The 12,512-nt window shown below is 41.5% G+C and carries 11 protein-coding genes; 3 read left to right on the forward strand and 8 right to left on the reverse strand.

Translation table 11 applies throughout. The features are described from left to right. Window positions 1-22: 22 nt before the first annotated feature. The 6 genes from GMC92_RS09105 to GMC92_RS09130 form a co-directional block, all read right to left on the reverse strand. Window positions 23-1,336, reverse strand: coding sequence for an ABC transporter substrate-binding protein (locus GMC92_RS09105; protein ID WP_118095804.1), 1,314 nt, complete (start codon window positions 1,334-1,336; stop codon window positions 23-25). A 131-nt stretch (window positions 1,337-1,467) separates the two neighbouring features. Then, the gene (locus GMC92_RS09110) at window positions 1,468-2,463 is read right to left on the reverse strand and encodes a LacI family DNA-binding transcriptional regulator (protein ID WP_049514237.1); all 996 of its coding nucleotides are present in this window, start codon (window positions 2,461-2,463) and stop codon (window positions 1,468-1,470) included. Window positions 2,464-2,489: 26 nt separating this feature from the next. Further along, on the reverse strand, window positions 2,490-3,368 hold the full coding sequence (locus GMC92_RS09115; RefSeq protein ID WP_155200223.1) for an NAD(P)H-hydrate dehydratase: 879 nt from the start codon (window positions 3,366-3,368) through the stop codon (window positions 2,490-2,492). A gap of 52 nt (window positions 3,369-3,420) precedes the next feature. Next, window positions 3,421-4,194 carry an HAD-IIB family hydrolase gene (locus GMC92_RS09120; RefSeq protein ID WP_155200224.1) on the reverse strand — a complete coding sequence of 258 codons (774 nt, stop codon included), beginning with the start codon at window positions 4,192-4,194 and terminating at the stop codon, window positions 3,421-3,423. A gap of 13 nt (window positions 4,195-4,207) precedes the next feature. Beyond that, a complete protein-coding gene (locus GMC92_RS09125; RefSeq protein ID WP_173019417.1) occupies window positions 4,208-5,062 on the reverse strand; it encodes a bifunctional methylenetetrahydrofolate dehydrogenase/methenyltetrahydrofolate cyclohydrolase in 855 nt (284 codons plus the stop codon). 165 nt (window positions 5,063-5,227) lie between these two features. Further along, a complete protein-coding gene (locus GMC92_RS09130) occupies window positions 5,228-5,458 on the reverse strand; it encodes a DUF1797 family protein (protein WP_003005989.1) in 231 nt (76 codons plus the stop codon). Window positions 5,459-5,706: 248 nt separating this feature from the next. On the opposite strand from GMC92_RS09130, the gene GMC92_RS09135 reads away from it, so the two are divergent. From GMC92_RS09135 to GMC92_RS09150, 3 genes are all read left to right on the forward strand, one after another. Next, the gene (locus GMC92_RS09135; RefSeq protein ID WP_155200226.1) at window positions 5,707-7,965 is read left to right on the forward strand and encodes an ATP-dependent Clp protease ATP-binding subunit; all 2,259 of its coding nucleotides are present in this window, start codon (window positions 5,707-5,709) and stop codon (window positions 7,963-7,965) included. A 264-nt stretch (window positions 7,966-8,229) separates the two neighbouring features. Next, a complete protein-coding gene (locus tag GMC92_RS09145) occupies window positions 8,230-8,679 on the forward strand; it encodes an NUDIX hydrolase (RefSeq protein ID WP_155200227.1) in 450 nt (149 codons plus the stop codon). Window positions 8,680-8,746: 67 nt separating this feature from the next. After that, on the forward strand, window positions 8,747-9,049 hold the full coding sequence (locus GMC92_RS09150) for a DUF1827 family protein (RefSeq protein WP_021152773.1): 303 nt from the start codon (window positions 8,747-8,749) through the stop codon (window positions 9,047-9,049). Between the two features lie 81 nt (window positions 9,050-9,130). Here GMC92_RS09150 and GMC92_RS09155 read toward each other — a convergent pair whose 3' ends face one another. Then, window positions 9,131-9,565 carry a GNAT family N-acetyltransferase gene (locus GMC92_RS09155; protein ID WP_155200228.1) on the reverse strand — a complete coding sequence of 145 codons (435 nt, stop codon included), beginning with the start codon at window positions 9,563-9,565 and terminating at the stop codon, window positions 9,131-9,133. A 60-nt stretch (window positions 9,566-9,625) separates the two neighbouring features. Then, entirely contained in the window at window positions 9,626-12,418 is a 2,793-nt protein-coding gene (ileS, locus tag GMC92_RS09160) for an isoleucine--tRNA ligase (RefSeq protein ID WP_155200229.1), read from the reverse strand. Window positions 12,419-12,512 lie beyond the last annotated feature (94 nt).

Genomic DNA, 12,512 nt, shown 5'->3' on the forward strand with positions numbered 1-12,512 from the left:
CCTTCCACCTTTTGAATATCAACTATTTATTTAAAGATTGGTCGATTGCTGTTTGCATTTCTTTCGTACGAGCATCTAATACTTTTTGTACATCTGGATTATCTTTATAATAGCTGATATCTTGCATCGCTTGTTGGAAAGCGCGTGAAACTTGTGGATAAGCTACTACAACAGGACGAGGATGGGCTGATACAGCATTTTGTTCCATCAAGAAGCGCAATGGTTCAGATACTTTATCCTTAATATTTTTAATTGTTGATTTTCTGATTGGAAGAACACTGTTCCCCAAGCTTATAATTTCACTAGATTCTGTATTTGTTGCAAACTTAACAAATTCAGCAGCAGCTTCTTTTTTATCAGATTTTGTTGTAACAGCTAATTGCCAACTACCTGAAGGTGAGACCAATTTCTTCGTTTTATCTGAAACTGGATAAGGAAGAATACCAAAATCAATATCTTTGTAATTTGTTTGTAGATCCCCAATCGTCCAAGACCCGCTTAGAACCATCGGATACTCACCTGTTTCAAATCCTTTTTCAACAGGACTAACTGTAGTGTAATCCTCTTTTACTAGATTTTGAATAAATTGAACAGCTTCAACACTTTCCTTACTATTGAAGTAACCTTCAGCTTTTGTTCCTTTAGAATTTACAACAGAACCACCATTTGACCAAATAAGGGGCATATAAGCATATGGTAACATCTCATCATTTGAATTCAAACGGAAATCGATTGCTGGTTTATTAAAATGATCTTTTAATTTCTTAGCAATAGCATTAAACTCAGACCATGTCCATGGTTTTTCAAGGGTTGGCAAACTCGCTTCATCAATCCCAGCTTCCTTAAACATCTTCTTGTTATAGTATACACCTACATTTGATTCAGAAAAACCAAACGCATAGAATTTACCATCATAAGTTCCCTGTTGTTTAATACTGTCCAGTACATCATCCATGTCATTGTCCTTTAGATAATCATCCAAGGGAGCAATCACTTTTGATTTTGCATAGGCAGCAGTATTTGGTCCATCTAGCGTAATAACATCTGGTAAACTATTTGTCGTAATAGCAGCGTTGACCTTATCTTCATATCCTCCACCGCTACCACTACGTGGAATATATTCTGTCACAACCTTGTATTTGGTTTTCTTTGACTTGTTGAAATTATCAACAACTTGTTGCCAAGCTTTTCCCTCAGCTGTTTCATCTGAGAATTGAACCCAGACTTTTATTTCGTCCGAAGAACTTGCAGTTTTGGATTTTGATCCCCCACCACATCCTGCAAGCAATCCTAATGATAGTGCTGCAACTACAGATAACTTAATACCTTTACGCATAGCGTCCTCCTTTTTGAAACGTTTCATTTTTTATTGATTTTTTAACTCAAACTAAGATAGCTGAGTTTTTTTGAAACGTTTCATTTTATGACTAAATTATAACAGCGCTTTCATAATTTGTCAAGCACTTTTTATAATTTTTTTGTTGTGTTTCCTTCAAAAAAATGTACCGGTAAACTAATGACATTCTGGTCTATTTTTTCTTCACGAATTAATTTAAGCAATAGTTCAACTGCTGCTTGAGCCATCTGAGCTATTTGTTGAACAATTGTAGAAAGTAAGTAAGGTTGATCAAAAGCTGGTCTTAATCCATCAAAACCAATAATCTGATAATCTTCTATAGGAATTTTTCCCATCTCCCCTAAAACTTTTATCACACGAAGGGCCATAAAATCATTTACTGTGAAAATCCCATCAATCTGAGGATGCTTTTCAAAAAAGGTTCTTATTTGCTCTTCTACTTGATTCAGTGGTTCCGGCATTTCAAGACAATAAAGGTTCGTATTTTTCTGTTTAGCCTCCGCTTTGAAACCTCTCCCCCGTTCCGTTGTTTCATTCAAATGTTTGTTCACACCACTAATGTAAGCTAGATTTTGACAATCGCGTTTGACTAATTCGCGACAAGCTAGTTGACCACCATGAAAATTTTCAGAAGTTACGTAATAGACATTTTCAGAAAAATGACGGTCAATACTGACAAAAGGTAAATTTGATGAGACATACTTATCAATATCTGAATAGGTGATCCCTATAATCCCATCTACTTTATTTTTCTCAAGTAATTTTATGTATTCTATCTCATTTTTAGAATCTTTATCCGCATTACAAATTAATAATTTATATTGATTTTTTAATAGTGCTTTTTCAACATGATAAGCAAATTCAGAAAAGAAAGGATGCCATATAGTTGGAATGAGTAAAGCAATAATATTACTACGATTCGTTTTTAATCCTCTCGCATATTCATCTGGGACATAAGAAAGTTTTTCAATTGCTTGTTGAACTTTTTTTAAGGTCACCTCTTTAATGCCTTTTTCATTATTGATGACACGAGAGACTGTCCCAACACTAACTCCAGCTTCTGCTGCAACATCTTTCATGGTAATCGATTTTTTTTGCTCATTCATTTTTTCACCTCCTTTCATCCATACTATCATGAAAACGTTTTATTTACAACATTTTCGTTTAATTTGTCACTCCACTTCTTCATCCATTTGGGAATTTCTTTGCTGATGGTTGTCGGTAAAACCACATAAGCCTCCTTGCTCAAGTCTTCAGCAATCGCTGAATGAAGGTAGGTCGCGACTGCCACGCGCTCATAGAGTCCAACCTGTGGAAATTGACCTGCAAACCCCGCGATCATCCCTGCCAAGGTATCTCCCATGCCACCTGTTGCTTGGTAGGGACCACCAACATCTAGCTGATAGCCCACTTCTTGCCCACTTGTCCAAATTCGTGTGTGAGGCCCCTTTTCTACTATGACAGTCCCTTCAGGAAAGTTCTGTACTGCTCTTTGGCTCTTTTCTTCTGTCTGGCTTGCTAGATCAAGTCCCGATAGTTTTTCCCATTCTTTTTGATGAGGGGTAAAGACCAACTGAGCTTCTGGCAAGTCAAATTGAGAGGTTGCAAAAAGACTAATAGCACCTCCATCTAAAATCAGAACCTGATGCCTAGAGACCTGCTCAAAAATCATTTGTAAGACTCCTTGGTTTTCATTAGATTCCTTTAAGCCCGGCCCTACTAAAATCACGCTAGCTTTTTGCACTTGCTCACAAAGGAGTTCATGATCCGCTAGATCAAAGCCCATAGCTTCAGGAAGATGGCCATGAAGGGCCGTCAGATTGTCAGGATCTGTTGCAACAGTGACCAAGCCCGCCCCACTATGAACCGCAGCGATCGCTGCCATAATGATGGCTCCCCCATAGGGATAGGTTCCTCCAATCAGGAGCAGACGACCAAAATCTCCCTTATATGACGTCATTGGGCGCTTCACAATGACGCGCTGGATCTCTTCTTTCTGAACTCTTTTCATACCTTCCTCATTTCTAGCGAAAAAGGAGAAGCCACGACTCCCCCTCCTTCTTTTATTTTCCTCTAAATTCTGCGAAGACTTGCAAGATCTTAGCAGCAACAGCTTGTGGATGATTTTGCTTGGCCACTAATTGATCATCCGCGTAAGGCCGAAGGGATGGAAAATCACCAATCTGAACTGCATAAAGAGCTTTTTCAAAGAGCTCAATATCGTTTTGATCATTACCAAAAGCCACGAAATTTTCTCCACAGAGTTCTTCTACTGTTGTCGCTTTATGAGTGTTTGTTGGATTGAGATAGATACATTTTTCATGAGCATGATAACGAATGTGGGCCTTATTGGTCTTTTCAATTCGCTCGATGATTTCATCTACCAATTCCTCATGGGCCCCCATATAGATCACAACCTTAATCGGGTCCGTCAGGTCCTCTAAAGAACGATACTGGGCTTTTTTGAGGGGATCCACATTCGCAATAAAAGGAATCTTTTCCAAAATCTGACCACTATAATCAAAGGTATCGTCCACAAAAAATGGTAGATTGTAATGGCGACAAAAACCAAGGACTTCTCGATATACATCCTTGTCCAATTGATCCTCATAAACCAGTTGCCCCTGACGATAAGCTAACCCGCCATTTAAGCCAATCACGAGTTGATGGCTCAGTTGATCCCCTAAAAGGCCTAAGCAATCCCGATAAGAACGTGCAGAAGCAAAGGCAACTTCATGGCCAAATTCTTCTGCTCTCAATAAGACCTGTTTAATTTCATCATCGATTGTAACACCATCGAATGACAAGGTTCCATCTAAATCAAAGACAAACTTCATCTCGCTCACACTTTCATTTTTTTAAGGTACGAACAGCTGCTTCGTAGGTCTGCTCCATCAGCATGGTAACGGTCATAGGACCAACCCCTCCTGGTACCGGAGTAATATGACTGGCCAAAGGGGCAACGGAGTCAAAATCGACATCCCCACACAATTTGCCATTCTCATCACGATTCATCCCGACGTCAATGACGACGGCGCCTTCTTTCACGAAGTCTGCTGTTACAAATTTTGCACGACCGATCGCCACAACCAGGATATCCGCTCTTTTAGCGATTTTAGGCAGATGATGGGTCCGGGAATGGGTCAAGGTTACCGTGGCATTTTTGGCGAGGAGCAACTGCGCCATAGGTTTTCCAACGATATTGGAACGACCAATCACGACTGCACGCTTCCCTTCTAGATCAATCCCATACTCTTTGAACATCTCCATGATCCCAGCAGGCGTCGATGGCACCATAATAGGATTTCCAGCCCATAAACGCCCCATATTCAATGGATGAAAGCCATCCACGTCCTTGGTCGGATCAATCGCTAAAAGAACCGCATCCGCATCGATATGCTTAGGCAGTGGTAACTGCACCAAAATCCCATGCCAAAGGGGATTTTGATTGTAGTGTTCGATCACTTCTAATAATTCATCTTGGCTGATATTTTCAGGAAGTTGTCTCACTTCACTGCGAAAGCCTGCCGCAATAGCAGAACGCTCTTTATTTCTTACATAAATCTTGCTGGCTGGATTATCTCCTACTACGATGACAACAAGGCCAGGTACAACCCCTGTCTCTTCTTTTAATCGTACTGTTTTCTCTGCAATCTCACCCTGTAATTTTGTAGCGAGCGCCTTCCCATCAATGATTGTCGTCATGTCAATTCTCTTTCTAGTCAAGTAATGAAAATAGTCCTCTCTATTATAGCAGATTTCAAGTCTCAAACCTAACTGTTCCTATTTAGAATTTCTTATAGACGCAAACTATAGCCAGATGGACAAAAAATGAGCTTGAGACCACCCCAAACTCATCCACTCAGTTGCTTAGTAAAGCAATTCATAAATTTCCATTGCAATTAAATCAATGCTGTCAAAAGTATAGGTTTCACGCGCTTCAACATCACGAAGTGTAAAGGTTGAACCTTCTTCTTCATTGTGGTTGTAGGCTACTTCAGCGACAACAACACCGTCACGTTCAAAATTACGTTTTAAGTTTCCACCGTCTTTTGTCATCGTCTCCAAACGGTTGATAATCCGTACTAAATGTGATTCCATTTTATTTCTCCTCTTTACTTTCTACTCTCCTATTTTATCATAAAAGAGAAAGCTCTTCCAATAAAAATTCACATTTTTCCATTGATTTGCTTTCTTCAGTATTCCTAAGCGACATTTCGTAGCAAATTCTTGCAAACTTCTAGAATACTGATATAATGAAACTATAAATCTTTGACTATTTTTGACCTTTTAAAAATAGGCTCGTCTGTTGATGGAAGACCATCAAAAACCTACTGTGAGGTATGTATATGCTTTGTCAAAATTGTAAAATAAATGAATCAACCATCCATTTATATACAAATGTAAATGGACGCCAGCAGCAAGTAGACCTCTGTCAAAATTGCTATAAAATTATGAAAACAGACCCAAATAACAGCTTCTTGAAAGGTATGACCCAACGGAGCCAACTGACTGGAGATCCTTTCGAAGATTTCTTCAATAACCTTGGAAACTTCCAAAGTCCACAAGAACCTCAAACACCTCCAACTCAATCTGGAGGCAGTTATGGAGGTGGCGGTTACGGCCAAAACAATAACCGTAGCGGCAGTCAAGACCCACGTCAAGCTCGCCCTCAAAAGCCTAAAGGACTATTAGAAGAATTCGGTATCAATGTCACAGAAATTGCCCGCAAAGGGGATATTGACCCTGTCATCGGCCGTGATGAAGAAATTATCCGTGTCATCGAAATTCTCAACCGTCGAACCAAGAACAATCCGGTTCTGATCGGAGAACCTGGGGTCGGAAAAACTGCCGTTGTGGAAGGCTTGGCCCAAAAAATCGTCGATGGAGACGTTCCTCATAAATTGCAAGGAAAAGAAGTTATCCGCCTAGACGTCGTCAGCCTCGTTCAAGGCACAGGTATTCGTGGTCAATTCGAAGAACGCATGCAAAAATTAATGGATGAAATTCGTCAACGTGAAGATGTGATTCTTTTCATCGACGAAATCCATGAAATTGTTGGCGCAGGATCTGCTGGCGAAGGCAATATGGACGCTGGAAATATCCTCAAACCAGCCTTGGCGCGTGGTGAACTCCAATTGGTCGGTGCTACTACCCTCAATGAATACCGCATCATTGAAAAAGATGCGGCCTTGGAACGTCGGATGCAACCCGTTAAGGTCGATGAGCCAACGGTTGAAGAAACCATCACCATCCTCAAAGGCATCCAGAAAAAATACGAAGACTACCACCACGTTCACTATACAGACGGGGCCATCGAAGCGGCAGCTATTCTTTCAAACCGCTACATCCAAGATCGCTTCCTGCCAGACAAGGCCATTGATTTGTTGGATGAAGCCGGGTCTAAAATGAATTTGACCCTGAACTTTGTGGATCCAAAGGTTATCGATCAGCGCTTGATTGAAGCTGAAAACCTCAAAGCTCAAGCAACCCGCGAAGAAGACTTTGAAAAAGCAGCCTACTTCCGTGACCAAATCGCGAAATACAAGGAAATGCAAGGACAACATGTCACAGATCAAGAGACTCCTGTCATCAGCGAAAAAACGATTGAACACATCGTTGAACAAAAGACCAATATTCCTGTTGGTGATTTGAAAGAAAAAGAACAGTCTCAATTGATCAATCTGGCTTCTGATTTGAAAGCTCATGTGATTGGTCAAGACGATGCAGTAGATAAAATCGCGAAAGCCATTCGACGCAATCGTGTCGGCCTAGGATCTCCTAACCGTCCGATCGGAAGCTTCCTCTTTGTCGGACCAACCGGTGTCGGAAAGACCGAATTGTCTAAACAATTGGCGATCGAGCTCTTTGGCTCTGCAGACAATATGATCCGCTTTGACATGAGCGAATACATGGAAAAACATAGCGTAGCGAAACTAGTCGGAGCTCCTCCAGGCTATGTTGGCTACGATGAAGCCGGACAACTAACGGAAAAGGTCCGTCGCAATCCTTACTCCCTCGTGTTATTGGATGAAGTGGAAAAAGCCCATCCAGATGTCATGCACATGTTCTTGCAAGTCTTGGATGATGGCCGTTTGACAGATGGTCAAGGCCGTACCGTTAGCTTCAAAGATACCATTATCATCATGACCTCTAATGCTGGAACTGGCAAAGCTGAGGCCAATGTTGGTTTTGGAGCTGCTCGCGAAGGTCGAACCAACTCTGTACTTGGAGAACTCGGGAACTTCTTTAGCCCTGAATTCATGAACCGTTTTGATGGCATCATTGAATTCCAACCTCTATCAAAAGAAAACCTTCTCCAAATCGTTACCCTCATGCTCGATGAAGTCAATCAACGTCTCGCACAAAATGAGATTCATCTGGATGTGACAGAGAAGGTCAAAGAAAAATTGGTTGATCTGGGATACGATCCAAAAATGGGGGCCCGCCCACTCCGTCGTACCATCCAAGACCATATCGAAGATGCCATTACCGATTATTACCTAGAACATCCAAGTGAGAAACAACTCAAAGCAGTCATGACCAGCAATGGGAATATTAGTATCAAAGCAGTTCACAAGACGGCTGAAAAGAAGTTAGAATCATAATCAGTAAATGTACATTCAGAGAGTGGGACAGAAATCGGTAATTCGTTAGAATTCGATTTCGTCGTCCCACCTCCGCACAGTTGAGTAGGGCTGTAAAAGCTGATGAAATCAACGTAGTAGAGCCCACTCAACCACTGCGTCTTGCTCGACAATCCAATAATAATTGAGAGGCTAGGACTTTTGTCCCAGTCTCTTTCTTTTTTCCCTCCAGATTTTTGCTAAAAAATATGATATAATGATGAAAAAATAAGAAAAGAGAAAACCATGACCATTCCAAGTTTTGGTGAAAAAAAACAAGATGTGACCTACGTCAATCGCTATGGTGTCTACGCTGTTATTTCCAATAAGGACCAGGATCAGATCATCCTCGTTCAAGCTCCAAATGGAGCTTGGTTCTTACCTGGCGGGGAAATCGAGGCGGGTGAAGATCACCTGCAAGCTCTGAAGCGGGAACTGATCGAAGAATTAGGCTTTACTGCTATTTTAGGGCGATACTATGGCCAAGCAGACGAGTATTTTTATTCTAGCCACCGGGATACCTACTACTACAATCCTGCCTATATTTATGAAGTCGTCGACTACACAGAAACTCAAAAACCACTGGAAGATTTTAACAATCTTGCTTGGTTCCCAGTAGAGGCAGCGATCGAAAAACTCAAACGAGGCAGTCATAAATGGGGCATTGAACAGTGGAAAATTGCCCATAAAAACTAAAGGACTTCTTTCACAAAATAAAAAAAAGTGCTATAATAAATGAAGATAGAGGTCAGGAGGAACTCATATGAAGCTCATTAATACCACCAATAGTCATGCTGCACTGGTCAAGAGCCAACTTGCCAGCACTGACGCCTTGCTTGTCGAGGTTTATTCCGCGGGCAATACTGATGTTGTTTTTACACAAGCCCCAACCCACTATGAATTATTGATCAGTAACAAACACCGTGCTATTCGTGAAACTGAAGTAGAATTAATTCGTGAGTTCTTTTTAAAACGTAAGATTGATCTTCAAAACATTGACCAATCCGCTATTAAAACCCTCTACTCCGATAAACTAATTGAAATTTCCTTTCCAATTACTAAGTAAGGCCAATTTGCCTTGCTTTTTTCTTTGGTATCTTTTTCCAAAAAAAAACCTTTCACCTCGATTATGAGATGAAAGGATTCTTTATTTCTGAAAGACCATTTTTACGTGGGAGGTAGAAGCCAAGATAAAGGGCTTGCTCACCGTTTGAAAACCTAATTTTTCATACAAGCCGACCACCTGTTCTTGAGCCTCAATTTCAATGGTCCGTCCAGGAAATCTCTGTTCACACAGGTCCAAAATCTGCTCTACCATGTCTTTTCCCAGTCCTCGACCACGGCTACCTTTGGAAACAGCCACTCTGCCAAAATGAATCGTAGCCCCTGTCTCAAAGATACGTGCATAGGCATCCACACGTCCTTCCCTATTTTGATGAAAAAGATGGATAGATCGATAATCAATATCATCGAGATCATTGTAGATCCTAGTTTGTTCCACGACAAAGGTCTCTAATCGCAGCTGAACGATCTCGTAAAACTCTTTCAGTTCTAGTTCCTTAAATTCTTTCTGGTACCACATAACTTCCTCTTTATTGAAAAGTCGCAAGGAGACTCTCTCCCTGCGATTTTTCACTTCTTATTATTTTGCTTCAAATCCTTCTGCGACTGCGTCCGCAAAGTTCTCTTCGACAATGCTTGCACAGTGATCACAGATGGTTGCGTGGTAGTGGCGTTCTGCAGTTGATGGATCGATACGACGGCAACGGTCACAAACTTCACCAGCTGCACGTTCAACAGTGAAGGCAACATCTTCGAAGGCCACTGCACCTTCTGGAGCTGAACCTTCTGCAATGGTCAACTCAGAAACAATCAAGAGTTGAGCGACATTGCTATCAACAGCTCCAAGAAGTGTTTTCACCACTTCATTTGGATAAACTGTCAAATGAGCTTCAAGAGATTTACCAATCACTTTTTCATTACGTGCTTCTTCCAAGGCTTTTTGAGCTTGACCACGGAAGTCCATGAAGGCTGACCAAGTATCCAAGATTTCTTCTTGGTTGGCAAACGTTTCTGCTTCTGGCAATTCTGATAATTGAACAAAATCCTCTGCTTCAAACTCAAGGTATGACCAGATTTCTTCAGCAGTGTGAGGAAGAATTGGCGTCAAGAGTTTAGTGATTTTCACAAGGATGTCATAGAAGACTGTTTGCATCTGACGGCGTTCAAGTGATTTAGCTCCTTCAATGTAGACAACATCTTTGGCAAAATCAAGGTAGAAGGCTGACAGATCAACATTGATAAAGTTAACCAAAGCCTTATAAATCGTCAAGAATTCGAAGTTTGCATAAGCGTCACGGATGGTCTTAACAAGCTGGTTAAAGCGGATGGTCATGTACTTATCAACAGAACGAAGTTCTTCATAAGCGACTGCATCCTCAGCTGGGTTAAAGTCAGATGTGTTAGCAATCAAGAAACGAAGCGTGTTACGGATCTTACGATAAGTTTCAGAGACTTGGCTCAAGATATCCATTGAGATACGTACGTCGTTACTTGAGTCTACACTAGTCACCCAGAGACGCAAGATTTCCGCACCAAATTGCTTTTCAACATCGCTTGGAGCAATGGTATTCCCAAGAGATTTAGACATCTTCTCACCTTTACCATCTAATGTGAAACCTTGAGACAAGATTTGCTTGTAAGGTGCTACGCCATGGTTCGCTACAGAGGTGATAAGTGATGAGTTAAACCAACCACGGTATTGGTCTGAACCTTCTAGGTAAAGATCTGCTGGGTATTTGAGTTCTGGACGGTTAACCACGACCCCATTCCATGATGAACCTGAGTCGAACCAGACATCCATGATATCTGTTTCTTTTTTGAACTCACCATTTGGTGAACCTGGATGGGTAAATCCTTCTGGCAAGAGGTCTTTGGCATCACGTTGCCACCAGACGATTGATCCGTGCTCTTCAAAGAGTTGAGCTACATGTTCGATGGTTTCAGCTGTCATGATTGGTGTGCCATCTTCAGCATAGAAGATTGGAAGTGGAACTCCCCATGCACGTTGACGAGAGATGACCCAGTCACCACGGTCACGAATCATGTTATAAAGACGCACTTTCCCCCATTCTGAGTGGAATTTCACTTTTTCAATTTCGTCCAAGATATCTTGACGGAATTTTGATACAGAAGCGAACCACTGTGGCACGGCACGCCAGATGATTGGTTTTTTCGTCCGCCAGTCAAATGGGTAGGAGTGAGAGATTTCTTCTTGAGCAAGAAGTAAATCGCCAAGTTTCTCAATAACCGTTGGTACAACCTTGTCGTAGAACTGACCTGCAAAATCAGGACCAGCATTCTCCATCATAATACCGCGTTCGTTAACCGTAACGGCTACTTCGAGGCCATTTGCAATCCCTACATTGTAGTCATCCTCACCAAAACCAGGAGCCGTATGGACAATACCAGTACCTGAATCAAGGGTTACATGCTCACCAAGGATCACCAATTCATCAACTTCCGTATCCCATGGGTGTTCTGTAACGATATGGTTCAATTCTTTCCCTTGGTAAGTAGCAAGGACTTCAACATTCTCCCAACCGAATTTTTCAGAAAGGCTTGGCAAAAGCTCAGACGCTACGACATACTTACGATCAGATCCAGCAGGTTTCACTACGACATAATCAAAGTCTGCACCTACTGTCAATCCACGAGAAGCTGTAACCGTAAATGGAGTTGTTGTCCAAACAACGATGTAGGTATCTGTATCTAGGACACCCTTACCATCTTTAACTTTGTTAGCATAGTAAAGAGAAGTTGATACCAAATCATGGTATTCAATCTCTGCTTCAGCAAGGGCTGATTCAGAAGACCAAGACCAGTAAACTGGCTTCGCTCCACGATAGATATAGCCTTTATTGGCCATTTCACCAAAGACTCGGATTTGCGCTGCTTCATAGTCAGGCGTCAAGGTGACATAAGGATGATCCCAATCACCTGAAACACCCAAGCGTTTGAAGTCTTCGCGTTGTTTATCTACTTGAGAAAGGGCGTATTCACGGCAAAGTTTCAAGTACTCAACCAAGTCCATTTCTTTACGTTTCACGCCTTGTTTAGCCAAGACTTGCTCAATTGGCAAACCATGGGTATCCCAACCTGGGATATAAGGGGCATAAAAGCCTGACATAGACTTAGAACGAACAATGATATCTTTTGAAATCTTGTTCATGGCATGTCCTACGTGAATGTTTCCGTTGGCATAGGGAGGGCCATCATGAAGTGTAAAATGCGGTTTTCCTTCATTCAACTCTTGACGGCGTTGATACAATTTTGCATCTTCCCATTCTTTTTGCCAAACTGGTTCTTTCGTTGGAAGACCAGCCCGCATTGGAAAGGCTGTTTTCCCAAGGTTCAATGTTTCTTTAAGTTTCATTGTGTCTCCTTATTGATTTAAAAAGCTATAAAAAAAACACGAGCATCCTAAAAAGGACGATTGCTCGTGGTACCACCTTTGTTCGAGAAGTCGC

The organism is Streptococcus parasanguinis (genome assembly GCF_009717775.1).
Taxonomy (GTDB): domain Bacteria; phylum Bacillota; class Bacilli; order Lactobacillales; family Streptococcaceae; genus Streptococcus; species Streptococcus parasanguinis_AG.

Bases quoted from the DNA above. Each gene is read 5' to 3' on its own strand.
- GMC92_RS09105 (WP_118095804.1), bottom strand. From the start codon at position 1,336: ATGCGTAAAGGTATTAAGTTATCTGTAGTTGCAGCACTATCATTAGGA.
- GMC92_RS09110 (WP_049514237.1), bottom strand. From the start codon at position 2,463: ATGAATGAGCAAAAAAAATCGATTACCATGAAAGATGTTGCAGCAGAA.
- GMC92_RS09115 (WP_155200223.1), bottom strand. From the start codon at position 3,368: ATGAAAAGAGTTCAGAAAGAAGAGATCCAGCGCGTCATTGTGAAGCGC.
- GMC92_RS09120 (WP_155200224.1), bottom strand. From the start codon at position 4,194: ATGAAGTTTGTCTTTGATTTAGATGGAACCTTGTCATTCGATGGTGTT.
- GMC92_RS09125 (WP_173019417.1), bottom strand. From the start codon at position 5,062: ATGACGACAATCATTGATGGGAAGGCGCTCGCTACAAAATTACAGGGT.
- GMC92_RS09130 (WP_003005989.1), bottom strand. From the start codon at position 5,458: ATGGAATCACATTTAGTACGGATTATCAACCGTTTGGAGACGATGACA.
- GMC92_RS09135 (WP_155200226.1), top strand. From the start codon at position 5,707: ATGCTTTGTCAAAATTGTAAAATAAATGAATCAACCATCCATTTATAT.
- GMC92_RS09145 (WP_155200227.1), top strand. From the start codon at position 8,230: ATGACCATTCCAAGTTTTGGTGAAAAAAAACAAGATGTGACCTACGTC.
- GMC92_RS09150 (WP_021152773.1), top strand. From the start codon at position 8,747: ATGAAGCTCATTAATACCACCAATAGTCATGCTGCACTGGTCAAGAGC.
- GMC92_RS09155 (WP_155200228.1), bottom strand. From the start codon at position 9,565: ATGTGGTACCAGAAAGAATTTAAGGAACTAGAACTGAAAGAGTTTTAC.
- ileS (WP_155200229.1), bottom strand. From the start codon at position 12,418: ATGAAACTTAAAGAAACATTGAACCTTGGGAAAACAGCCTTTCCAATG.